General features: G+C 75.5%; 19 protein-coding genes. 10 read left to right on the top strand and 9 right to left on the bottom strand.

Annotated features, from left to right (window positions below; translation table 11 throughout):
• Positions 1-3: 3 nt before the first annotated feature.
• Entirely contained in the window at positions 4-669 is a 666-nt protein-coding gene (locus tag D459_RS0120280) for a cyclase family protein (RefSeq protein ID WP_017594834.1), read from the bottom strand.
• Between the two features lie 258 nt (positions 670-927).
• Here D459_RS0120280 and D459_RS0120275 point away from each other — a divergent pair, with 258 nt between their 5' ends.
• From D459_RS0120275 to D459_RS37395, 3 genes are all read left to right on the top strand, one after another.
• Complete coding sequence (locus D459_RS0120275) at positions 928-1620, top strand: lysophospholipid acyltransferase family protein (protein ID WP_017594833.1); 693 nt, start codon at positions 928-930, stop codon at positions 1618-1620.
• 308 nt (positions 1621-1928) lie between these two features.
• Entirely contained in the window at positions 1929-3278 is a 1350-nt protein-coding gene (locus D459_RS0120270) for an FAD-dependent oxidoreductase (RefSeq protein WP_026120585.1), read from the top strand.
• Positions 3279-3589: 311 nt separating this feature from the next.
• Positions 3590-6523: a penicillin-binding transpeptidase domain-containing protein gene (locus tag D459_RS37395; protein ID WP_017594831.1), complete on the top strand. Its 2934-nt coding sequence runs from the start codon at positions 3590-3592 to the stop codon at positions 6521-6523.
• 167 nt (positions 6524-6690) lie between these two features.
• Here the strand turns inward: D459_RS37395 and D459_RS32265 are convergent, their stop codons facing one another.
• Both D459_RS32265 and D459_RS0120255 read right to left on the bottom strand, forming a co-directional pair.
• Entirely contained in the window at positions 6691-6984 is a 294-nt protein-coding gene (locus tag D459_RS32265) for a DUF3040 domain-containing protein (protein ID WP_017594830.1), read from the bottom strand.
• Between the two features lie 341 nt (positions 6985-7325).
• A complete protein-coding gene (locus D459_RS0120255) occupies positions 7326-8948 on the bottom strand; it encodes a glycoside hydrolase family 10 protein (protein ID WP_017594829.1) in 1623 nt (540 codons plus the stop codon).
• 122 nt (positions 8949-9070) lie between these two features.
• Between D459_RS0120255 and D459_RS0120250 the strand changes: the two genes are divergently transcribed.
• Positions 9071-10339, top strand: coding sequence for an isochorismate synthase (locus tag D459_RS0120250; RefSeq protein WP_017594828.1), 1269 nt, complete (start codon positions 9071-9073; stop codon positions 10337-10339).
• A gap of 102 nt (positions 10340-10441) precedes the next feature.
• Here the strand turns inward: D459_RS0120250 and D459_RS0120245 are convergent, their stop codons facing one another.
• Positions 10442-11224 carry a cupin domain-containing protein gene (locus tag D459_RS0120245; protein ID WP_017594827.1) on the bottom strand — a complete coding sequence of 261 codons (783 nt, stop codon included), beginning with the start codon at positions 11222-11224 and terminating at the stop codon, positions 10442-10444.
• Positions 11225-11405: 181 nt separating this feature from the next.
• Between D459_RS0120245 and lpdA the strand changes: the two genes are divergently transcribed.
• Complete coding sequence (lpdA, locus tag D459_RS0120240) at positions 11406-12809, top strand: dihydrolipoyl dehydrogenase (RefSeq protein ID WP_017594826.1); 1404 nt, start codon at positions 11406-11408, stop codon at positions 12807-12809.
• A gap of 212 nt (positions 12810-13021) precedes the next feature.
• Here lpdA and menD read toward each other — a convergent pair whose 3' ends face one another.
• The 3 genes from menD to menB all read right to left on the bottom strand — a co-directional run bounded on the left by menD (position 13022) and on the right by menB (position 16699).
• Positions 13022-14689, bottom strand: coding sequence for a 2-succinyl-5-enolpyruvyl-6-hydroxy-3-cyclohexene-1-carboxylic-acid synthase (menD, locus tag D459_RS0120235; RefSeq protein ID WP_026120584.1), 1668 nt, complete (start codon positions 14687-14689; stop codon positions 13022-13024).
• A 139-nt stretch (positions 14690-14828) separates the two neighbouring features.
• On the bottom strand, positions 14829-15776 hold the full coding sequence (locus D459_RS0120230; RefSeq protein ID WP_017594824.1) for an o-succinylbenzoate synthase: 948 nt from the start codon (positions 15774-15776) through the stop codon (positions 14829-14831).
• An 83-nt stretch (positions 15777-15859) separates the two neighbouring features.
• The gene (menB, locus tag D459_RS0120225; protein WP_026120583.1) at positions 15860-16699 is read right to left on the bottom strand and encodes a 1,4-dihydroxy-2-naphthoyl-CoA synthase; all 840 of its coding nucleotides are present in this window, start codon (positions 16697-16699) and stop codon (positions 15860-15862) included.
• A gap of 219 nt (positions 16700-16918) precedes the next feature.
• Here menB and D459_RS0120220 point away from each other — a divergent pair, with 219 nt between their 5' ends.
• The 4 genes from D459_RS0120220 to D459_RS0120205 all read left to right on the top strand — a co-directional run bounded on the left by D459_RS0120220 (position 16919) and on the right by D459_RS0120205 (position 21211).
• Positions 16919-18103: an AMP-binding protein gene (locus D459_RS0120220; protein WP_017594822.1), complete on the top strand. Its 1185-nt coding sequence runs from the start codon at positions 16919-16921 to the stop codon at positions 18101-18103.
• 347 nt (positions 18104-18450) lie between these two features.
• On the top strand, positions 18451-19746 hold the full coding sequence (locus D459_RS0120215; RefSeq protein ID WP_017594821.1) for an RNA polymerase sigma factor: 1296 nt from the start codon (positions 18451-18453) through the stop codon (positions 19744-19746).
• A 193-nt stretch (positions 19747-19939) separates the two neighbouring features.
• On the top strand, positions 19940-20311 hold the full coding sequence (locus tag D459_RS0120210) for a hypothetical protein (protein ID WP_017594820.1): 372 nt from the start codon (positions 19940-19942) through the stop codon (positions 20309-20311).
• A gap of 276 nt (positions 20312-20587) precedes the next feature.
• On the top strand, positions 20588-21211 hold the full coding sequence (locus D459_RS0120205; protein ID WP_017594819.1) for a TetR family transcriptional regulator: 624 nt from the start codon (positions 20588-20590) through the stop codon (positions 21209-21211).
• 282 nt (positions 21212-21493) lie between these two features.
• Here the strand turns inward: D459_RS0120205 and D459_RS0120200 are convergent, their stop codons facing one another.
• Together D459_RS0120200 and D459_RS0120195 are read right to left on the bottom strand one after the other, a co-directional pair.
• Positions 21494-21916 carry a GntR family transcriptional regulator gene (locus tag D459_RS0120200; protein ID WP_017594818.1) on the bottom strand — a complete coding sequence of 141 codons (423 nt, stop codon included), beginning with the start codon at positions 21914-21916 and terminating at the stop codon, positions 21494-21496.
• 143 nt (positions 21917-22059) lie between these two features.
• The gene (locus D459_RS0120195) at positions 22060-22461 is read right to left on the bottom strand and encodes a hypothetical protein (RefSeq protein WP_017594817.1); all 402 of its coding nucleotides are present in this window, start codon (positions 22459-22461) and stop codon (positions 22060-22062) included.
• 168 nt (positions 22462-22629) lie between these two features.
• On the opposite strand from D459_RS0120195, the gene D459_RS0120190 reads away from it, so the two are divergent.
• Positions 22630-23310, top strand: a complete 681-nt coding sequence (locus tag D459_RS0120190; protein WP_017594816.1) for a TetR/AcrR family transcriptional regulator — start codon at positions 22630-22632, stop codon at positions 23308-23310.
• The last annotated feature ends 77 nt before the right edge of the window (positions 23311-23387 follow it).

Raw genomic sequence — 23387 nt, 5'->3', positions numbered from 1 at the left:
GGGTCACCCCTCGGTGACGGCGAAGGCGCGCACCGGGAAGGTCCCCATGCCCTGCACCTTCACCGGGACGGCGAAGAACCGGAACCCGTCGGCGGGCAGCAGCTCCAGCAGGCACAGGTGCTCGATCACCGGGATGCCCGCGGCGAGCAGCACCGAGTGGACCGGGCGGGCGCCCTTGGCGTCCTCGGAGGTGTCGTCGATGTTGGCCGAGTCGATGCCGACCAGCCGGGCCCCGGATTCGGCCAGCAGCCGGGCCGCGGCCTCGGTGAGGAAGGGGTGCTCGGGGGAGCCGTAGGCCTCGGTCCGCCAGTGCCGGTCCCACCCGGTGCGCACCAGCACGGCGCGGCCGGCGACGTCGATCCCGTCGAACGCCTCCGGGCCGACCTCCCGGCCGGGCGCCTGGACGACCACGCCGGGGACGTCGGCGACCTTCTCCAGTTCCAGGTCGGACAGGTCGGCGCCGTCCCGGTAGCGGTGCGAGGGCATGTCCAGGTAGGTGCCGGTGTTGGCGACCATCGAGATGCGGGTGATGTTGAACTCGGTCCCCGGGGCGTAGGTGCGCTGCGACGCCTCGAAGGAGACGTGGTCGTCGATCACCGGGCCGGGGAGCCCGGGGTAGGTCGTCATCCCCGCCACGATCTGGTGGCTGACGTCGATGAACCGTGTCATTGGCGACCCTCTTCCCTGCGCGTCCCAGTGCGGTTGGCGACCCGCGCCGGACGGCGGGTCCACGGTGCACCTGCCCCGCGGCCGCCGGCCCGACTCACAGGTCTAGACCAACATAGCGCGCCGGCCCCCGCCGCGGCAGGCGATGACGCGGGAGGCTCCGGGGCGGCGCTATGGTCTAGTGAGGCGCCGCACCGCACGCCGCCCTGCGCCCGCAACGCCGCCGCGACGCCCACCGATGAAGAGGAAGGGACAGCCGCAGTGTCGCTGTACGGGGCCGCCAAGGCGGTCATCTCCCCCACCACGCGAGCCGCCTGGCCGCTGGAGACCGAAGGACTGCACCACATCCCCGCCCGGGGCCCGGTGATCCTCGCGTGCAACCACCTGTCCAACATCGACCCGCTGTTCATCGGGGTCGCGGTTCCCCGGCCGGTGGTCTTCATCGCCAAGGAGGAGCTGTTCGCCGAGGGCAACGCCGCCCAGCGGGCCTTCACCTGGGCGCTCCGCTCGATCGGCCAGCTGTCGGTGGACCGCAGGCCGGGGCAGAGCTCGCGCGAGGCGATGGAGGAGAGCCTGGACGTGCTGCGCGAGGGCCGGGTGTTCGGCATCTTCCCGGAGGGCACCCGCTCCCCCGACGGCCGGCTGTACCGCGGGCAGACCGGCCTGGCCTGGCTGGCGCTCAGCTCCGAGGCCCCGGTGGTCCCGATGGCGCTGTGCGGGACCGACCGGATCCTGCCCGAGGGGCGGAAGGTCCCGGTGCTGCGCCGGGTGGGGCTGCGCGTCGGCCCGCCGGTCGACCTGTCCCCGTGGAAGGGGGAGGCCGGCAAGAACCGCTCCCGCCGGGCCGCGACCGATGCGATCATGGCGGAGATCCGGCGGCTGTCCGGCCAGGAGCAGGTGCCGCGGTTCGCCGCGTCGGTCAAGGAGGAGATCCGCGACCGGCGCAGACGGTGAGGTACCCCACACCCGATTCGGGGCTGACTCCGGCCCGGCCGTGCGTTCCCTGACCTAGAAGCCGCTGTACACCGGCTTTGACGTGCCCGGACTTCCCGGGCCGCGACCGCCGGACCCCGGGCGACCGCACAGGGAGAGCATTGTCTATCTTAGTGGTCGGTTGGATCGGGAATCCCGCCTCGGATAGATTAGGTTAGCCTAGCCTGAATTCACCGCGCCCAGGGCGGCGTGGGCCGCGCGCGGCACCGCCGCGCGCCGCTGGAACCTGGCGCGACGAATGGAGACGACAGATGACGCGACCTCTTCGTGTGGGAATCGTGGGGGCGGGCCCCGCGGGGATCTACGCGGCCGACCTGCTGACCAAGGACGAGACCCTCGCCGCGGACGGGACGCGGCTGAGCATCGACGTCCTCGACAAGCTCCCCTCCCCCTACGGCCTGGTCCGCTACGGCGTCGCCCCCGACCACCCGCGGATCAAGCAGATCCAGGGCGCCCTGCACAAGATCCTGGACAAGCCGGAGATCCGCTTCATCGGCAACGTCGAGTACGGCGTCGACCTCAAGCTGGAGGACCTGCGCCGGCACTACGACGCGGTCGTCTTCTCCACCGGCTCCGACCGGGACCGGCCGCTGGACATCCCCGGCATCGACCTGCCCGGCAGCCACGGCGCCGCCGACTTCGTCTTCTGGTACGACAGCCACCCCGACGTCTCCCCCGAGTGGAAGGTCGAGGGCACCAGCGTCGCGGTGCTGGGCGCCGGCAACGTCGCCGTCGACGTGGCCCGCATCCTCGCCAAGAGCGCCGACGACCTGCTCAGCACCGACATCACCGACAACGTGCACCAGGGCCTCAAGGCCAAGGGCATCACCGACGTGCACGTCTTCGCCCGGCGCGGCATCGCCCAGGGCAAGTTCACCCCGATGGAGCTGCGCGAGCTGGACAAGCAGCCCGGCGTCGAGGTGATCGTCTACCCCGAGGACTTCGAGATGTGCGAGGCCAGCCTCGCCGCCGCCGAGGAGTCCAACCAGGTCAAGACGAACGTCAAGGTCCTGCAGAACTGGGCGATCCGGGACCCGCGCGGCGCGGAGCGCCGGCTGCACCTGCACTTCCTGCACCGCCCGGTGGAGGTGCTGGGCACCGACCGGGTCGCCGGCCTGCGCACCGAGCGGATGGAGCTGACCGGCGACGGCGGCGTGCGCGGCACCGGCGAGTTCGTCGACCACGAGGTGCAGGCCGTCTACCGGGCCATCGGCTACCTCGGCTCCCCCGTCGCCGACCTGCCCTTCGACGAGGAGCGCGGGGTCATCCCCAACGACGGCGGCCGGGTGCTGGACATGGACGACCGCCCGATCCCCGGCGTCTACGCCACCGGCTGGATCAAGCGCGGCCCGGTCGGCCTGATCGGCCACACCAAGGGCGACGCCCTGGAGACGGTGACCAACCTCGTCGCCGACCGCGACTCCTTCGCCCCGGCCGAGGCCCCGGAGCCGGAGGCCTTCACCGCGCTGCTCTCCGAGCGCGGCGTCCCGTTCACCCTGTGGGAGGACTGGCAGCGGCTGGAGGCCCACGAGGAGGCCCTCGGCGAGCAGCAGGGCCGCAAGCGGGTCAAGGTCCGCTCCCGCGAGGAGATGACCCGGATCGCCCGCGGCGAGGACTGACCCCGACCCCCGCCCGGTGTGACCCGGGCCACCCGGCCCCTCGTCCCCGGACGGGGGGCACCTCCCCCGCCCTATGGGTTAGAGTCACTGGTGGCCGGTGCGGTGGCAAATGTCCCCCCTGGGTCGCGAAAACCGCCTTCGCGCAAGACCGCGCACCGCCGCCCCGAGAGCGGGTTCCGCGCGGGCCGTGCCGTGCCCCGCACCGAAAGGCGATCGCAGCGCCGGCCACCGATAACGTTCCCGCCCCGCGCCCTCCCCCGAGGGCGCGGGGCGGTGTCGCCTCGGGCGAAGCAGCGGAAGGACGTACACGCGTGGACGACAGGTGGACACCGGACGAGGGCGCCTCCCGGCCCTCTCCGCACGACCGGGGGGCCGGTGAAGGCGACGGAGCGCGCCCCGCCCCTCCCGAAGGGCCCCAGGACTCCCCCGCACCCCGCCGCAACCCCTACGTCATCCCGTCGGCGGACGCGCAGAAGCCCGCCGCCGAGCGGCCCTACACCCCGCCGGCCGGCCCCTGGCCGCCGCAGGAGCCCGCGGTCGCCCCGGACGGCCGGCCCGCCCCCTCCGCCCCGGAGGAGGCGCCCCCCGCGGGCGCGGCGGTGTTCCCCGGAAGCGCGGGGGCGGCGCCTTCCGAGGACGCGGCGGCCGCCCCGGCCGAAGACGCGGGTGCGGCGCCCGCCGCAGGGGGGCACGGCGCGCCCTCCGCTCCGGAGGCGCCCGCCCGGGACGAGGGGTTCTCCTGGCTCTCCCCCGCCCCGCAGGGGCCCGGCGCCGCCGCCGAGCCGCCCGCCAACGAGCCGGCTCCGGCCGACCCCGAGGCCACCATGCCCGCGAGCGGGCGCGCCCCCGAGCCCGCCGCCGGCCCCGCAACCCCCTGGGCCGACGACCCCTGGCCCTCCGTCCCCGGCGCCACCACCCCACCCGAGCCCCCCGCCAACGAGCCGGCCCCGGCCGACCCCGAGGCCACCATGCCCGCGAGCGGGCGCACCCCCGAGCCCGCCGCCGGCCCCGCGACCCCCTGGGCCGACGACCCCTGGCCCTCCGTCCCCGGCGCCACCACCCCACCCGAGCCCCCCACCGCCCACGCCCCGACCGGGCAGGGGGACCCCGAGGCCACCATGCCGGTCGGCGGTGCGGCCCCCGGGAGCGGCGGCCCCTCCGCCGCGGACGCCTTCGCCCACCGGGCGACCTCCGAGCCGGTCCATGAGCCCGCCTACGAGCAGGCGTACGAGCCCGCCTCCGCGCGCGCGGCCGCCGACACCGCGGCGCCGGCCGGCGCCCCCTCCGCCCCCTACGAGGAGCCGGGCTACCTCGACGAGACGTCGAACCCGGCCTTCCCGCCGCCGGGCGGGCCCCCGGCCGGCGGCGCCCCGCCGAACGGCACCCCGCCCTTCGGTTCGGCCCCCTTCGGGGCGGCCGGCGGGGCCGCCTCCGGTGCTCCCGCCGGCGGCCCGGACAGCGGTCCGCACGGCTCCCTCTCCGGGGACGGCCGCGCCTTCCCGCCTCCGCCCGCCCCGCCCGGGCCCGGCGGCCCGCACCGCGGCGAGGGCGTCCCCGCCCCGGCCCCCCAGGCCCCCGAGGGCCCCGAGGAGAAGAAGCGCTCCCGCAAGGGGCTGCTGATCGGCATCGGCGCCGGAGTCCTGGTCCTCGCCCTGGCCGGCGGGGTCACCGGCTGGTACGTGCTCGCCCGCCCGTCCGGCCCGGAGCAGGCCGCGGCCTCCTACGCCGGCGCCTGGTCCGAGCAGGACTACAAGGCCATGTCCGCGCTGACCGCCGGCGGCGGCGTGCAGGACGTCCTCGGCCCGCTGCAGGAGAACCTCGGCGTGGAGAAGAGCTCCATCGAGGTCGGCGAGGTCGTGGAGGAGGGCGACGACGCCGCCGAGGCCCCGTTCACCGCCACCCTCTCGCTGAGCAACGCCGGCGACTGGACCTACGAGGGCTCCTTCTCCCTGATCCGCGACGGCGCGGAGTGGAAGGTCGACTTCGAGCCGTCCTCGGTCCACCCCGACCTCACCGAGGGCACCACCCTGGTGCGCGCCAACGTGTGGGGCGAGCGCGGGCACATCCTGGCCGCCGACGGCAGCAGGCTGGACACCGAGGACGCCTCGGGCTCCGTCCAGATGCTGACCGGGCAGGTCGGCGCGGCCACCGCCGAGGACCTGGAGCGGCTCGGCCCCGCCTACAAGGAGGGCGACCCGACCGGTCTGGGCGGCATCCAGCAGCAGTACGAGGAGCGGCTGGCCGGCGAGGTGTCCACCTCGATCCGGGTGGCCGAGACCGGCTCCGAGGAGGAGGCCGCGGCCGACCCGGACGCCCCCGTGGTGGGCACCGTCAAGGGCCGGCCGGGCAAGGACGTGACCACCGCCATCGACCCCGAGCTGCAGAGCGCCGCCGCGGCGGCGGTGAGCACCGGGGGCAAGCCGACCGCGCTGGTCGCGGTGCGCGCCTCCACCGGCGAGGTGGTGGCCGTCGCCAACAACTCCGCCGACTTCAACCGGGCCTTCGACGGCCAGTACGCCCCGGGGTCGTCGTTCAAGATCGTCACCTACGAGTCGCTGCTGGAGAAGGGGCTGAGCCCCTCGGACACGATGAGCTGCCCCAAGGAGGCCCTGGGCTTCAAGAACGCCGGGGACGCCGCGTACGGGGAGCAGAGCGTCACCGAGGCCTTCGCGACCTCCTGCAACACCGCCCTGGTGCAGGACGTGGTGAACCGGATCAGCGGCGCGGACCTGACCGCGACCGCCGAGCTGTTCGGGATGAACGCCGACCTGAACATCGGCGTGCCCACCCGCGAGCCGTCCTTCCCCGACCCGGCCGGCGACTCCGGGCTGCTCGCCGCGCAGAGCATCGGCCAGGGGCAGATCATCAGCACCCCGCTGCACATGGCCACCGTTCCCGCGGCCATCGCCGACGGTTCGTGGCGCTCCCCGGCCCTGGTCACCGACCCGGAGCTGCCCGACAAGCCGAAGCCCGCGGCCATCCCGCACGCCGAGGCGCTGCGGCCGATGATGCGCGCCGTGGTCACCGAGGGGACCGCGAAGAAGGCCGGGTTCCAGGGCGAGGTGTACGGCAAGACCGGCTCCGCGGAGTTCGGCACCGCCACCGGTGAGGACGACGAGCTGGCGACGCACGCCTGGATGGTCGGCTACAAGGGCGACATCGCCTTCGCCGTGGTGGTCGAGGGCGGCGGCGGGGGCGGCTCGGTGGCCGGCCCGGTGGGCGCGAAGTTCACCAACACCTTCTGATCCGGAGGCGAACGCGCAGGTCCGCGGCCCGGTCCCCCGAGCGGGGCCGGGCCGCGCCCGTGTCCCGGCGCGCCGCCGCGCCCGGGCGCCGGGGCGGGCAGGACCCTCCCCGCCCCGACACGCTCCCGTCCCGCGGGCCCGCGGGCGGGCGCGGACGGCGGCCTCGGCTACCCCTCCTGCGCCTGCGAGGTCTCCACCCCGGAGCCGCCGGATCCGCCGGCGGGCTCGGGGGCCGAGGCCCCGGGCGTCAGCACGAGGAGCACCACCAGCAGGCCGACGACCACCACCAGCACCGAGATGCTGACGATCCACACCAGGCGCGCCGAGGCGCTCTCGACGAAGGCGAACGCGGGATCGTCGGTGCCGAAGGAGCTCAGCCGGCCTGCCAGGTCCGGGTCGTCCTCTTCGAGGCGCCGCTCGATCTCGGCCAGGATCCGCTCTTCCTTCCTGCGCAGGCCCATCACAGCACCTCCGGTGAACCAGGAGCGGGACCCCCGTCCGGCGGGAGTGCGTCCCGCCCCGCCTAGTAATTGTTCTATCCACCGGAGGGGGCGTTGTCCCATCGCTTTCCAGGAAAGAGGGATCCCGGGGGGGGAACCGGGCCCGCACGGCCGGCGGTCCCGGCGCCGCGGAGGCCGCCGGAGGCGCGGCCGGACGCCCGGCGCGCCCGGCCGGGCGGAGGCGGCGGAGCGGTGTCCCGCCCTCCGGGGGGCCGGGGGCGGCCTCGGAAAGGGCCGGCCTCACCCCGGGGTGGCATCTCGGTCACCCGGCGGCCCGCTTCCGGAGGGGCCGGGGGCCGGGGTCAGTCCTCTGCGGCCCGGTCCCCGGACGCGGGGACCTCGGCGCCGCCGCCGGGGGCGCTCTCCGCCCGGTAGCGGTCCAGCGCCGTCACGTGGTACCGGTACGCCCCGGAACCGGCCTCCTCGTCGGTGAAGCCGGGCGAGCCGGCCACCCCGATGAGCCGGTCCCGTCCGGCCAGTTCGCAGGGGTCGTCGGGGGCGTCCGCGGGCAGCCGGTAGACCGCGTAGCTCCGGGCGCCCTCCACCGGCTCCCAGTCCAGTGCGACCCCGCCGGAGCCGTTCCGCTCGGCGCTGAGCCCGGCGGGCGCCTCCGGGCGCCCGTCGCCCCCGCCGGCCTCCGGGGGCAGCGCGGGGGCGGCGTAGTGGTCCTCGCCGAGGCGCTCCATCGCCTTCTCGGCCTTGCCCAGCACGTCGCGCATCCCGTAGTAGACGTCCCCGCCGACCTGGGGGTGCTCCAGGTTGAAGTCGAGCTGGCGGGCGAGCGCGTCGTCGCCCTTCCAGCCGTCCTCGCCGACCCGGTAGGCGGCCTGGCCGATGTAGAGGTCCACGCCGGTCCCCTCGACCTCTTCGGCCCACCACGGGACGAGCTCCTCGTAGTCGGCGGTGCCGAAGCCGCGCTCCCAGTAGATCTGCGGCACGAGGTAGTCGACGCTGCCCTGCTCGATCCAGGACCGGGTGTCGGCGTACTGGGCGGAGTAGGACTCCAGGCCCTTGGTGTCGGAGCCGGTGGGGTCGCTGGCGGCGTTGCGGTAGATCCCGAAGGGGCTCACCCCGAAGCGGACCCACGGCTTGGTCTCGCCGATCCGGCCGTGGATGTCGGCGAGCAGCGCGTCCACGTTGGCCCGGCGCCAGTCGGCCCGGTCGTCGAAGCCGTCGCCGTGCGCCTCCCAGCTGGCGTCGTCGTCGAAGTCGTCCTCCCCTTCGGCCGGGTAGGGGTAGAAGTAGTCGTCGAAGTGGACGCCGTCGACGTCGTAGCGGTCCACCACGTCGAGCACCACGTCGGAGACCCACTCCTGGACCTCGGGGTCGCCCGGGTCGAGCCACCCCTGGTCGTCGTAGGTGACGAGCCAGTCCGGGTGCTCCTTCGCCGGGTGGTCGTCTGCCAGGCCCTCCAGGTCGGGGTCCTTCCAGCCGACCCGGTAGGGGTTGAACCAGGCGTGCAGTTCCAGGCCGCGGGCGTGCGCCTCCTCGACGGCGAACTCCAGCGGGTCGTAGCCGGGGTCGCCGCCCTGCTTCCCGGTGAGGTAGCGGGCCCAGGGCTCCTTCTCCGACTCGTACACCGCGTCCGCGGTCGGGCGGGCCTGGAAGAAGACGGTGTTCAGGCCGAGCGCGGCGGCGCCGTCGAGGCGCTCGCGCAGCTCCTCCTTCTGCTCCTCGGCGCTCAGGTCGTCGGCGGAGGGCCAGTCGAGGTTGCGCACCGTGGTCAGCCAGGCGCCGCGCATCTGCCGCTTGGGGTGCTCGGCGGCCTCCTCGCACTCGGCGGGGATCGGCTCCGGCGCGGCGGCGTCCGCCTCCTCCCCGGTGCGGCCGCCGCCGGCCGGCGGGGCGGTGCAGCCCGCGAGCAGCCCTGCGGCGACGGCGGGCGCGGCCCACCGCGCCCATCTCCGCCTGCCCGTCTTCCGCACTCCGCATCCCCCGTTCTCCGGCGGTCCCCGGGACAGGGTAGCCGCGGCCGGGGAGCACCCGGACCACGGCGGAACGCGCCGATTCGACCCGATTGCCCCCGGCTGCTTCTAGACTCTGGTGCGTGGACGCCGCCTTCGATTCCCCGCCCCGCCTGACCGTGCGCACCGTCGAGCTGCGCGACCGGCGCGGGCTGCTGAACCACCTGCCCGCCTCCGCGCCGCTGTGCTGGCTGCGCTCCGGTGAGGGGCTGGTGGGCTGGGGCCGGGCCGCGCGGATCGACCTCCCGGCCGAGGAGGACCCGCAGGGCACCTCCCGGTTCACCGAGGGCGCGCGGAGGCTGGCCGAGCTGTTCGACGGCGCGGCCGTGGACGACCCGGTCGACCTGCCGGGCACCGGGCCGGTGGCGTTCGGCGCGTTCACCTTCGACCCGCGGTCGAGCGGGTCGGCCCTGGTGGTACCGAGCGTGGTGGTGGGGCGGCGGGACGGCCGCACCTGGCTGACCACGATCGGCGGGCACCGGGCCGGCGCGCACCCGGCGGAGCTGTCCGCGCCGCGCACCCCGCCCCGCCCGGTCGGCCCGGTCACCTGGGGCGAGGGGGCGCTGTCCGCGGATGCCTGGGGCGGCGCGGTGGCCGAGGCGGTGCGCCGGATCCGCGGCGGCGCCCTGCGCAAGGCCGTGCTCGCCCGCGACCTGGTCGCCGACGCCGAGCGCGGCATCGACCCGCGCACCCTGCTGGAGCGGCTCTCCGAGCGGTACCCGGACTGCTTCACCTTCTCCATCGACGGCATCCTGGGGGCCACCCCGGAGCTGCTGCTGCGCCGGTACGACGAGCGGCTGAGCTCGCTGGTGCTGGCCGGCACCCGGCCGCGCGGCGCCGACCCCGCCGAGGACGCCCGGCTCGCCGCCGACCTCCAGGGCTCCGCCAAGGACCTGGAGGAGCACGCCTACGCCATCGACTCGCTGCGCCGCACGCTCGCCCCGATCGCGGAGCGGGTGGAGGCCCCCGAGCGCCCCGGCCTGCTGCGGCTGGCCAACGTCCAGCACCTGGCCTCCCCCGCCTCGGCCGAGCTGCGCTCGGGCGTCTCCTCCCTGGACGCGGTGGCCGCCCTGCACCCGACCGCGGCCGTCGGCGGGACGCCCACCGCCGAGGCGGTCGAGGCCATCCGGGAACTGGAGCGGATGGACCGCGCCCGCTACGCCGGCCCCGTCGGCTGGGTCGACGGCCGGGACCGCGGGGAGTGGGGCATCGCGCTGCGCTGCGCGGAGGTCTCCGGCTCCCGCGCCCGGCTCTTCGCCGGCTGCGGCATCGTGGCCGACTCCGACCCGGCGGCCGAGACCGCCGAGGCCGACTCCAAGTTCCGCGTGATGCGCGAGGCCCTCACCGACTGACCGCCGCGCCTTCCCCCGCGATCTCGACGCTGCGGCCCCGGCGAACCGCGTCGACGAAGCCGCCGCGTCGAGATCGCCGGGGATCCGGGGGCGTTCGCCGGGTCAGTCCGGGACCGCCTGGAAGTCGGCGAAGTCGAAGCCCGGGGAGACGAAGCAGCTGACCACGGTCTCCCGATCGGAGACCGGCCGGGCGGCCTGCCAGGTGCCGGCCGGGACGAGGACCTGGAGCAGCTCGCCGTCCTCGACCGCCGGGCCCAGCACCGCGGATCCGGCCGGCTCCGGGGCCCTCCCGGCGCCGCCGAAGTCGATCCGGAGCGGCCCGCCCCGGTTGAACACCCACACCTCGTCGGAGCGGACCCGGTGCCAGCGGGACTCCTCCCCCGGGTGGAGCAGGAAGTGGATGCCGGTGGCGGTGGGCCGGGACCCCGGGTAGCCCTCCGGCCGGACCTTCGGGGCGGCGCACCAGGTCTGCCGGTACCAGCCGCCCTCCGGGTGCGGCAGCAGGTCCAGGGCCTCGGCGGTGGGCGAGCGCTCCTCCGCCGCGGTGTACTCGCCCCACGGGCCGCGGCGCAGGTAGCGCACCCCGGTCACGGCGCTCCGCCGGATCGGGCCGTAGACGTGCGGGAAGAGCACGCCGTCCGGGACGCCGGGCGGCGGCGCCGGGTCGGCGGCCTCCCAGCGGACCTCGGCGTCCAGCGCGGCGGTGTCCACGACGAGCGCGACGAGCTGCCCCGCCGCCCCGGTGTAGAGGGTGTTGGCGACCGCCAGCAGCGTCGGCTCGTCCGGGGAGGCGTGCACGAACCCCTGGGTGCGCAGGGACTCGGCTTCGACGTCGCCGCCGGCCGTCCAGCGTTCGAGTTCGGTCATGTGCAGCACATGGGCCATGCCGACGACGGTATACCAGCGCCGGGCCCCGGTCTGTGATGCTCGACACCGGAGGGCGGTCGTGCTTCACTCCCGGCCGAGGACGGGAATAGCCTGCCGTCAACGGCGATTGGTCGGACCTTTCGCCGCACAGCCACCCCGCACGGACGGGCGCCCCGGGCGCCCGATGAGGAGAGCCGACATGGCACAGCACTTCGACGTGGTCGTCCTCGGCGCAGGACCGGGCGGCTACGTCGCCGCGATCCGCGCCGCGCAGCTCGGGCTGTCCACCGCGGTCGTCGAGGAGAAATACTGGGGCGGCGTCTGCCTCAACGTGGGCTGCATCCCCTCCAAGGCGCTGCTGCGCAACGCCGAGCTGGCCTACATCCTCAACCGGGAGGCCGACGCCTTCGGCATCTCGTTCGGGGACGGCGTCAGCTTCGACTACGGCAAGGCCCACTCGCGCAGCCGCGACGTGGCCGACGGCCGGGTCAAGGGCGTCCACTTCCTGATGAAGAAGAACGGCATCACCGAGCTGCACGGGCGCGGGACGTTCACCGGCGACCGGAGCCTGCGGGTGCGCGCCGAGGACGGCTCGGAGACCGAGGTCTCCTTCGACAACGCGATCATCGCGGCCGGCGCCTCGCCGCGGCTGCTCCCCGGCACCTCGCTCTCCGAGCGCGTGGTCACCTACGAGGAGCAGATCCTCAGCGACGAGGTCCCGGAGAGCATCATCATCGCCGGCGCCGGCGCGATCGGCGTGGAGTTCGCCTACGTGCTGGCCAACTACGGCGCGAAGGTCACCATCGTGGAGTTCCTCGACCGGATGGTGCCCACCGAGGACGAGGAGGTCTCCAAGGAGCTGGCCCGGCACTACAAGCGGCTCGGCGTGGAGGTGCTCACCTCGACCCGGGTCGAGTCGGTGGAGGAGGACGGCGGCCGGGTCCGCGCCACCGTCACCGGCCCGGACGGCGCCTCGCGCACCCTGGAGGCCGACCGGCTGCTGCAGGCCATCGGCTTCGCGCCGAACACCGAGGGGTACGGCCTGGAGGCCGCCGGGGTCAAGCTGACCGAGCGCGGCGCGATCGACGTCGACGCGCGCGGCCGCACCAGCACCTCCGGGATCTACGCCATCGGCGACGTCACCGCCAAGCTCATGCTGGCGCACACCGCCGAGGCGATGGGCATCATCGCCGCGGAGACCATCGCCGGGGCGGAGACCCAGGAGATCGACTTCCGGATGATCCCCCGGGCCACCTACTGCCAGCCGCAGATCGCCTCGTTCGGCTACACCGAGGCCCAGGCCCGCGAGGCCGGGTTCGACGTGCAGGTGGCGAAGTTCCCGATCATGGCCAACGGCAAGGCGCACGGCCTCGGCGACACCCGCGGGTTCGTCAAGGTGCTCTCCGACGGCAAGTACGGCGAGCTGCTCGGCGCGCACATGATCGGCCCGGAGGTCACCGAGCTGCTGCCCGAGCTCACCCTGGCCCAGCAGTGGGACCTGACCGTGCACGAGGTGGCCCGCAACGTGCACGCGCACCCCTCGCTCAGCGAGGCGGTCAAGGAGGCGGTGCACGGCCTGGCCGGGCACATGATCAACCTCTGAGCCGGTGATCCGGACCGGCCGTCTCCGACCCCGGCGGCCGGTCGCCCCTCCCCGGCCGGAAACGGGCCGGGGCTCGGCGGGAGCACCGGGGCGGCCGGCCGGGCGCGAGGAGGCGTCCGGAGACGGGCGGGCCGCCCGCGGCCGGTCCGCTCGCCTGCCCGTTCGGCGCCCTCCCCCCCCGTGGTCGGGGCGGCGGGGACAGGTCGGACGGGTCAGCCGGCCAGGGCCCGCTCCACCGCCTCCTGCATGCGGGCGCGCAGCTCCGCGGAGTCGCTCCGGCCGGTGCGCACCTCGATCATCCGCAGCCCGTCGCCGAGCAGCGCCTTGGGCAGGTCGCTCGCCCACTCCAGCCGGGTGTAGGGGATGTCCGCCATGGCCGCCACCCGCTCCATGGACACCCCGTGCGGGGTGCCGAAGACCCGCTCGAAGTCGGGGTGGCCGGCCTGCTCCAGCCCGGAGAAGATGCCGCCGCCGTTGTTGTTGACCACCACCACGCTCAGCTCCGGCCGGGGCTCGCCGGGGCCGATGACCAGGCCGTTCTGGTCGTGCAGCAGGGCCAGGTCGCCGAGGAGGGCGTAGCCGCGGCCGCCGCCCTCGCCCTGGTGCGCCAGGGCCGCGCCGACGGCGGTGGACACGGTCCCGTCGATGCCGCTGACGCCGCGGTTGCCGATGATCCGCAGCCCGCACCGGGGCGCCATCGCCGCGTCCAGGTCGCGCACCGGCATGCTGGAGCCGGCGAACAGCAGCGACCCGGCGGGCAGCCGCGCGGCCAGGTCCCGGGCCAGCCGCGGCTCGCTCAGCGCCTCCTCCGCGTCGAGCAGCGCGTCCATCGCGGTGCGCGCCGCCTCCTCGGCGGCCCGCCAGGACGCCGCCCAGGCGGTGTCCGGCGCGGCGCCGGGCGGGGGCGCCACCGCGGGCACCGCCTCGCAGGCGGTGCGCACCGGGTCGGCGAAGTACCGCGGGTCGCCGACCGCGATGTGCCGCCGGGCGGAGCGCAGGAAGGACATCAGCTGGCGGGAGAGGCCGGGGCGGCCGACCGTGACGACCAGGTCGGGCGCGTGCCCGGCGGCGAAGGCCGGGGCGGCGAGCAGCTGCCGGTAGGCGGAGAGCGCATCGGACCGGCGCGCGTTGGAGGTCGGCTCCGCCAGCAGCGGCCACCCGGTGGCCGCGGAGAGCGCGAGGTAGGGGACGGGGTCGTAGTCGCCGTCGCCGCACACGATCGCGCCGCGCTCCACCGCGGGCAGCGGCACCGGGGCCGGCTCGCCCGGGACGGGGCCGGCCGAGGTCCAGGGGGCGCCGCCGGGGCGGCCGTCCAGCGGTTCGGGCCAGTCCGGGGTGCAGTCCGCCCCGGGCACCAGCGGCTCGCGGAACGCCATGTTGAGGTGGACCGGCCCGGGGCGGCCGCTCCCGGTCTCGGCCCAGGCCCGGCAGGCCAGCGAGCGCCAGTAGGCCGTCATCCCGGGCACCGCCTCGGCGACGCCGACCTCGGCGAAGAAGCGGACCGCGGTGCCGAAGAGGCGGATCTGGTCCACGGTCTGGTTGGCGCCGGTGTCGCGCAGCTCGGGGGGCCGGTCGGCGGTGAGCACCAGCAGCGGGACCCCGCCGTGGTCGGCCTCCATCACCGCGGGGTGGAAGTTCGCGGCCGCGGTCCCGGAGGTGCAGACCAGCACGACCGGGCGGCGCGAGGCGCGCGCCAGGCCGAGCGCGCAGAACCCGGCGGAGCGCTCGTCGATGCGGACGTGCACCCGGATCCCGGGGTGGGCGACCAGGGCCAGCGCCAGCGGTGTGGAGCGCGACCCCGGCGCGATGACCGCCTCGGCCAGCCCGCACCGGGCCAGCTCATCGACGAAGACGCGCGCCAAGGCGGTTGACGGATTCATCCAGCACTGCTCTCAAATCGTCGGGTACGGGGCGGGTATCGGAGGGTGCCCGCACCCCTTCATCCTGGACAACGGCCACCTTGGACAACGCTTCTCGCCGAGCCGACCGTACCCGCTGGGCGTGTGCGACGGCTCCCACTCAGCCGGCGGCCGCCTCCCGCGCCGCGGCCATCCGGGACCGCCACGGGCCCGGGTCGGCCTCCACCTCGGCCAGCCGACCGGGGTCGACCCGGGGGCGGCGGACCGGGAGGTACCCGTCCTCGGGCAGCAGCGGCCGGTCGGCCACGTCCCGCTCCAGCAGCTGCAGGGTGGCCAGCCCGCAGGCGTAGGGCAGCTCGGGCAGGGCGGCGGCCAGGGCGACGCCGGCGGCGAGGCCCACCGACGTCTCGACGGCGCTGGAGACCACCACCGGCAGCCCGCACGCCTCGGCCACCCGCAGTGCGGGGCGCACCCCGCCCAGCGGCTGGACCTTGAGCACCACGATGTCGGCCGCCTCGGCGGCGCGGACCCGGAGCGGGTCGGCCGCCTTGCGGATCGACTCGTCCGCGGCGACCGGGACCGAGGTGCGGCGGCGCACCTCGCCCAGTTCTTCCAGGGTGCGGCAGGGCTGCTCGACGTACTCCAGGCCGAAGCGGTCCAGCTCGCGGACCATGCGGACCGCGGTTTCGGCGTCCCAGCCGCCGTTGGCGTCCACCCGGATCCGGCCGGAGGGGCCGATCGCGTCGCGCACCGCCTCGACCCGGTCGATGTCCTCGGCCGGGTCCTGGCCGGTCTCGGCGACCTTCACCTTGGCGGTGCGGCAGCCGCCCGCGGCGACGATCCGGGCCGCCTGCTCCGGGCCGACCGCGGGGACGGTGACGTTCACCGGGACCCGGTCGCGTACCGGCTCCGGCCAGCCGACCCGGGCCGCCTCGTCGCAGGCGGCCCACCAGCGGGCGCACTCCTGGGGCCCGTACTCGGGGAACGGCGAGAACTCGCCCCACCCCGCGGGGCCGCGCACCAGCAGTCCCTCGCGCACCTCCACCCCGCGGAACCGGGTCCGCATCGGGACGGAGAACGCGCGGCCCAGCGCGTCGGCACCGGTCATCCCGGCCGCCTCCCATCGTCAGCTCTCGGCCGCGGTCGGGGGCGCGGCCGCCCCGGCCCGCGCGGGGCCGGGGCCGGGTTCTGCTAGGGCCTGCGGGGGAAGCGGTCGAACTCCGGACGCCGCTTCTCTTTGAACGCGTCCCGGCCCTCCTGGGCCTCCTCGCTCATGTAGTAGAGCATCGTCGCGTCCCCGGCGAACTGCTGCATCCCCGCCGCACCGTCGCTGACCGCGTTGATCGCGCCCTTGACCATCCGCAGCGCCAGCGGGGACTTCTCCAGCATCTCCCGCGCCCAGGCCACGGTCTCCTCTTCGAGGCGCTCCAGCGGCACCACGGTGTTGACCATGCCCATGTCCAGGGCCTCCTGGGCGCTGTACTGGCGGCACAGGTACCAGATCTCGCGCGCCTTCTTCAGCCCCACCGTCTGGGCCAGCAGCCAGGACCCGTACCCGCCGTCGAAGGAGCCCACCTTCGGCCCGGTCTGGCCGAACTTCGCGTTGTCGGCGGCGATGGTCAGGTCGCAGCAGACCTGCAGCACGTTGCCGCCGCCGATGGACCACCCGGCCACCATGCAGATCACCGGCTTGGGCAGCCGCCGGATCTGCACCTGCAGGTCCAGCACGTTGAGCCGGCCGATGCCCTGGCGGGCCACCGCGTCATCGCCCAGGTAGCCGTCCTCGCCGCGGATCTTCTGGTCCCCGCCCGAGCAGAACGCCTGATCCCCGGCCCCGGTGAAGATGATCACCCCGACCTCGGAGTCGTCCCGCGCGATGTTGAAGGCCTGCTGCAGCTCGAACAGGGTCTGCGGGCGGAAGGCGTTGTGCACCTCGGGCCGGTTGATCGTGATCTTGGCGATGCCCTCGGCGGTCTCGTAAACGATGTCGGTGTACTCGCCCGACCGCTTCCAATCGACGCCACTCACGATCTTCGTCATCTCCTCACTGGAACTCACGCGTCCGCCGCGCATCCGGGCCGCTCCGAGGGCCGGACACCGGGCGGTCGAATCACGTCAACCTTAGTAGTCCCGAGCTGCGGAACCGTACGCAGCCCCGGCGGCCGGACCCGCGCGTCCGGGCCGCGGCGCAGGCCCGCGAGCGGCCCGATACCCTTGGGGGCCGTGCAGGAACGACCACTCCAGGCCGTCATGGGCCTGGCCCCAGGGCAGCTCACCGAACTCCTCTCCGCCGCGCTCGACGGGTCCGGTCCGGCACTGCTGCCGCTCGACGCCTCCCTTCCCGAGCCCCGGCTGCGCACCCTGCTGGAGGCGATGCGCCCCTCCTCCCTGCGCACCCCGGACGGCGTGCGGGAGCTGCCCGGCGGCGAGCCGGTCGCCGGCGGCACCGCCCTGACCATCGCGACCTCCGGCTCCACCGGGACGCCGAAGGGCGCGGTGCTGCCCGCCTCCGCGCTGCTGCACTCGGCGCGCGCCTCCAGCGCGCGGGTGGGCGCGCGCCCCGGCGACACCTGGCTGTGCACCCTGCCCACCGCGCACATCTCCGGGCTCCAGGTGGTGCTGCGGGCGCTGGTCGGCGGCACCGAGGCGGTGCACGTCCCGTTCGACCCGGCCGCGCTGGCGGAGGCGGCGGCCGGGTACCGCCGCCCGCACGTGTCGCTGGTCCCCACCCAGCTGCGCCGGCTGCTGGCGCACGGCGCCGACCTGTCGCTGTTCGGTTCGATCCTGCTGGGCGGGGCGGCGGCCGAGGCCCCGCTGCTGGAGGCGGCCCGCGCGGCCGGCGGCCGGGTGGCCACCACCTACGGGATGAGCGAGACCTGCGGCGGCTGCGTCTACGACGGGGTCCCGCTGGACGGGGTGCGCGCCGAGACGGACGGCACCGGGCGGGTGCTGCTCTCCGGGCCGGTGCTGTTCTCCGGGTACCGGCTCGCGCCCGGGGCCACCGCCGAGCACCTGGTGGCCGACGCCGGGGGCCGGATCCGGTTCCGCACCGGCGACCTGGGGGAGCTGGACGCCGGCGGCCGGCTGCGGATCCGCGGCCGGATCGACGACGTGATCAACACCGGCGGGCACAAGGTGGTCGCCGGGGAGGTCGCCGGGGTCCTGGCGGACCTGCCCGGGGTCGCCGAGGCCGCGGTGGTGGGCCGGCCCGACCCGGAGTGGGGCGAGCGGGTCGCCGCGGTGGTGGTCCCCGCCGACCCGGACCGCCCGCCTGCGCTGGAGGAGCTCCGCGCCGCGGTGCGCGCCCGGCTGCCCCGCTACGCGGCCCCGCGCGAGCTGGAGCTGCGCCCCCGGCTCCCGCTGCTGGCCTCGGGCAAGCCCGACCTGGCCGCGCTGCGGGCGGCCGCCCCCGCGGAGCCCGCGGCCGAGGGCTGAACCGGCCCCGGATCCCCGGGGCGAACCGGGGGGAATCCACCGAATCGGCGGATCGAGGGAACTTCCGGCGCGCCGGAGGCGTCTATCAGGACACCCAGTCCCTGAGTCGCCCCCAGGAGGTCGGTGGTGCGAACCCCGGGTTCCCCCGCCGATGCGCGAGGCAGCGCCCTACCTGCTCTGCGGACCGGTCGGAACACCCGCGACCGTGATGTGTTCCACGGCGGACGATATCCAATCGAGACCGGGAACATTTGACTCTCTGACACGTTAGACATAATGGCGCGCCGAGTCGGCGGTTCCAGAGGTCGCCGCGCGCCTCACGTCTTGGAAGGGAGGGAGGTGCCTTCATGACGCGCACTGCCCTAGCCACTTCTCCTGCGATCACGGAGACCGGGGACGCCGCATCGGCGGCTCTCAACGAGCTGATCACCCGGGGGCGCTCGCAGGGACACCTGTCCCTGGCGGAGCTCCGGGGCGCGTTCTCCGCAGCGGGCATCAGCCCGTCCGACGGCCGCTCCATCCTGCGTGAGCTCACCGACGCCGGGGTGCGGCTCGCCAACGGCGAGGACGCCTCCGGAGTGGAGTCGGTGGACGCCGACACCGAGGACGAGGCCCTCGAAGAGGCACTGGACATGGTGAAGGCCCCCGCCGCGCGCGGCAAGGGCGCCAAGGCCTCCGGCGGCGAGGTCGAGGCCGACCTCGACGACCAGTCCCCCGCCATGGGCGACTCCGTCCACACCTACCTGAAGGCGATCGGCCGCCGCCAGCTGCTCACCGCCGAGCAGGAGGTGGACCTGTCCAAGCGGATCGAGGCCGGCCTGTACGCCGACCACCTGCTGGGCAACCTCCCCGGTTCGCCGGCCCCCGAGGCGCTCGGCGACGCCGAGCGGGCCGACCTGGAGTCGATCGCCGAGGACGGCCGCCAGGCCAAGCAGCACATGCTGGAGGCCAACCTGCGGCTGGTGGTCTCGGTCGCCAAGAAGTACAGCGACCGCGGCATGTCCCTGCTGGACGTGGTCCAGGAGGGCAACCTCGGGCTGATCCGCGCGGTGGAGAAGTTCGACTACGCCAAGGGCTACAAGTTCTCCACCTACGCCATGTGGTGGATCCGGCAGGCCATACAGCGCGGCTTCGCCGACTCCGCCCGCACCATCCGGCTCCCGGTGCACGTGCTCGAACTGCTCAGCAAGGTGAGCAGGCTGGAGCGGGAGATGCACCAGACCCTGGGGCGCGAACCCTCCCCCGAGGAGCTCGCCCACGAGCTGGACAAGACCCCGGCCCAGATCGAGGAGCTGCTGCGCGTCACCCGCCAGCCGATCAGCCTCGACTCCACCATCGGCGAGGACGGCGAGACCCGGATCGGCGACCTCATCGAGGACATCGACGCCTCCGAGGCCTCCGAGGTGGTCGACCGCCAGCTCATGGCCGACCAGCTGCGCCGGGCCCTGGAGGACCTGGAGCCGCGCGAGGCGACCATCATGTCGCTGCGGTTCGGCCTGATGGACGGCCGCCCGCGGACCCTCGACGAGATCGGCAAGCACCTCGGGCTGACCCGGGAGCGCATCCGCCAGCTGGAGAAGCAGTCGCTGTCCAAGCTCCGCCACCCCAGCCGGGCCCGGCAGCTGCTGGACTTCGCCAGCTGACCCCGCCGGAGGCGGCACAACCGAACACTCCTTAGGCCCCGCGCCCGCCCCCGGCGGGCGCGGGGCCTTTTCCGCGCCGCCCTTCCGCGGTGACCGGGGAGGGGCAGGGCCCGGGATCGGGGAACCCTGATTCTTCCCTGGTCGTCCCCTGAGCCGGCGGGTACCGGGGCCCGCCCGGGTGGACAATGGCGGCATGGAGCGACAGACCCCGCCGAAGGCCCCTCGCGACGAGGTGGCGGCCGCCCTGCAGACCAGCCGGGAGCTCGGCCCCGACTACGACGACGCGATCGCCGCCTCGCTCGTCGAGCGGATCGACTCCGCCGTTGAGGCGCGCGTCGACGCCCACCTGGCGGGCCGGCTGGGCGGGAGGGAGCCGAAGCAGCGGGTGAGCTACGACGAGCAGTGGAAGAGCCCCCGCCTCATCCTCGGGCTGATCGCGATGGTGCTGTCCATCCCGCTGACCGCGGTCTCCGGAGGGCTGCTGGGGCCCGCCGGGGTACTGCTCTCCTGGCTCGGCATGCTCATGCTCTATCTGATCGCCGTGGTCGGCCTGGGCCGCCGCTGACCTCCCCGCCGAGGCCCCTCCCCCGCCCGCCCCGGCGCGGCGCACGACCGCGGTGCAGGGCCCGCGGACCCGCCTCGGCACCGCCGCGGGATCGCGCCGCGAAACCGCGGCGGGGGCGCGGAGGCGGCGCTCCGGGGGCGGCTGCGCTAACGTAGCGGACGCCGATCCAGCCGGGGGCCGACCGCCCCCCGCGCCGGCCTTCCGCGGCACCGCGGCGGAGGCCTGCCGCGACGCACCGGGGCCCACCCGCAGCCCCTTCGCAGACCCGGGGAGAACGTGAGCGCGCACCACGCCGAGCAGCACCTCACCGCCAGGGAGCGCAACGAGCGGCGGCGGCGCGAGCGGATCACCCGGGCCGCGGCCGCGCTCGCCGCCCGCGGCGGCCTGGAGAGCGTGCACATGCGCGACGTGGCCGAGCGGGCCGACGTCGCGCTGGCCACGCTGTACCGCTACTACCCGTCCAAGACGCACCTGATGGTCGCGGTGCTGGCCGGGGAGATCGCCTCCCTGGACGCCTCGATCCGGCGGCGGCCGCTGCTCGGGGAGAGCCCCGGGGAGCGCGCCGCGGGCGTACTGGTCCGCACCGCCCGCTGGATCCTGCGCGAGCCCGAACTCGCCGACGCGATGCTGCGCGCCGCGAACTCGGCCGACGCCTCGGTGGTGGACTGGCGCTCGGCCGTCCAGGACCGGCTCACCTCGGTCGTGCTGTACAGCGCCTACGGGCCGGAGACCGCCGAGTCCCCCTCGGAGCGGGCCCGGCTGCTCGCCCGCGCCCTGCACGAGGTCTGGACCCAGGAGCTGGTCCTGCTGCTGCACGGGTCGACCACACTGGAGGACCTGGAGCGCACCATCGCCGAGGTGGCGCCGCGCCTGCTCGACGACGGCCCGCCCGGAGACTGACCCGGAACCGCGCCCCGGCGCCCGCCTCGGCACCCGGCCTGCTCCGCCGTCACCGCGCCCTGCCCTCAGGGCCCCGCGTCGGCGGCCGGGCCGCCGGCGCCGCCCGGGACCCTCCCGGGCGCGGAGAGGAGGGGCCGGCGATCGGCCCCGATGGAGCGCGCCGCCTGGCGGCGGTGCCGGGGCCGCGCCGCGGAGCCGTCGGGGAGGGGATCGGGTGTTCTCCCGCGCACGCCGGGCTTCTCCCGTCGGCGGCCTTCGGGGCGGGGAAGGGGCGCGGGGCGGTCAGCGGTCCGCGGCGGGGGTGCGGCGGTCCGGGTCCGGGACGCCGCCGGACTGGAGCAGGGCCGCGGCCACGATGTCCAGCGCCTCCTTGCGCTGCAGGCCCAGCCGGGAGACGACGTCGGCGTAGGCGCGGGCCGCGGTGACCGCCTCCGCGCGCTGGTCGTCGCCGCCGGCGGCGACGAAGGTGCCGGAGCGGCCCCGGGTCTCCAGTACGCCGGCCTGCTCCAGCTCCCGGTAGGCCCGGGCCACGGTGTTCACCGCGACCGACAGGTGCCCGGCCAGGGCGCGCACGGTGGGCAGCTTGTAGCCGACCGGGATCTCCCCCTCGGCCGCGGCGTTGGCGACCGCGGAGCGGATCTGCTCGTAGGGGGGCACCTTGGACTCTGGGTCGATGCGGATGAAATCGGGCCCGTCGGTCGCCACTGTCGGTCCTGCCGTCGTCGTCCGCCCCCGCGCGTCCGCGGGGCTTGCGCGGCCGGCCGCCGGGTGCGGGCGGTCCGGCCGGGGCGCGGCACCGGGCCGACCCCTCCCCTAGATCCTGCCATCGCGGGGAGGGGCGCGCATCCTCAGACCCCGGCGGGGCGGCGCGGAATCCGCTGCACGCCGTGCAGGCGGTGCGTCTCCCTGGCGGTGAGCAGCAGCTCGGCGCGCTCGGTGGCGGCGCGCACGTCCGGGCGGGCCAGGCGCTTGCGCCGGTAGATCCGGTCGGTGTAGCCGCGCGCCCCGACCAGCAGACGCTCCTCGGCGTAGGCGGCGCGCATCGCCGCGGTGAGCGCCGCGTCCAGCGCCGTGCCGAGCCGGTTCATCTCCTCGGCGCCCGCCCCCGCGTCCTGCGCGGCGACCAGCGCCCGCTCGGCTTCGGACACCTCCGCCAGCAGCCCGGGCAGGCGCCCGGCGCTGCGCTCGTCCTCCTCGCGGCGGCGCCGCAGGTTCTCATCGCCCTTGCGGCCGATCGGTCCCCAACCCACTCCGAGGCTCCTCACTCTCGTTCGCGGTCGACGCGCCCGCCGCGCCTCCGCGGCGTTCCCGGACGGCGGGCGCATCAACCATAGTGTGCCCGGCGTCACTTCGGGTAGGGCGTGCCGTCATCCGGAACCGGTGGCGGACTTTACGGCGTATGCCTAGGCTGATCGCTTGTGAGCCGTAACAACGCAGGTCTGAGCACCGACCGGATCATCATCGAGGCCCTCCGCATCATCGACGGCCAGGGGCTGCGCCGCCTGACCATGCGCCGCCTCGGCGACGCGCTGGAGGTGGAGGCGATGGCGGTCTACCACCACTTCCCGCTCGGCAAGGAGCAGCTCTTCGATGCGATCGCCGCCTACATCATCGACCTGGACCGCCCCGACCCCGAGGAGGAGGCCGCCGCGGAGCGGGACGGGGAGGGGGACCCGGAGGAACCGGAGGAGCGCGCGGAGGAGCCGGAGGACATCCCCTGGGACGAGCGGCTCCGGGTCTGGGCGCACCGCTACCGCTCCGCCCTGCTCCGCCACGCCGGCGCGCTGCAGCTGCTGATCAACCGGCAGCCGGACACCGTACCCGCGCTGCGCTCCACCGAGCTGCTCTACGGCGCCTTCGCCGAGGCGGGCCTGGACGGCGGCGCGGTGGTCTCCGCCGCCGCGGCCTTCGAGTCCTACGTCACCGGCGCGGTGGTCCGCGAGGTCCGCTCCCGGGGCCTGGAGAGCCCGTCGCCCGCCGCCCTGGACGGCCGGTTCCCCACCGTCACCGCGCTCCGCGACGTCCCCGTCGACCACGCCCGCCAGTTCGGCGAAGGGGTGGAGGCGCTGATCGCCGCCCTGGTCCCGGTCCGCGCCTAGCCGGCGGGGGAAGGGCGGCCGGCCCCGGAACGGCGCCCCGCCGGCCGCTCCCTCCCGCCGGTCCCGGCGCCGTCGCC

Origin of the sequence: Nocardiopsis potens DSM 45234 (assembly GCF_000341105.1) — a bacterium.
GTDB lineage: Bacteria > Actinomycetota > Actinomycetes > Streptosporangiales > Streptosporangiaceae > Nocardiopsis_A > Nocardiopsis_A potens.
This window is presented reverse-complemented; position numbering and strand designations above follow the sequence as displayed.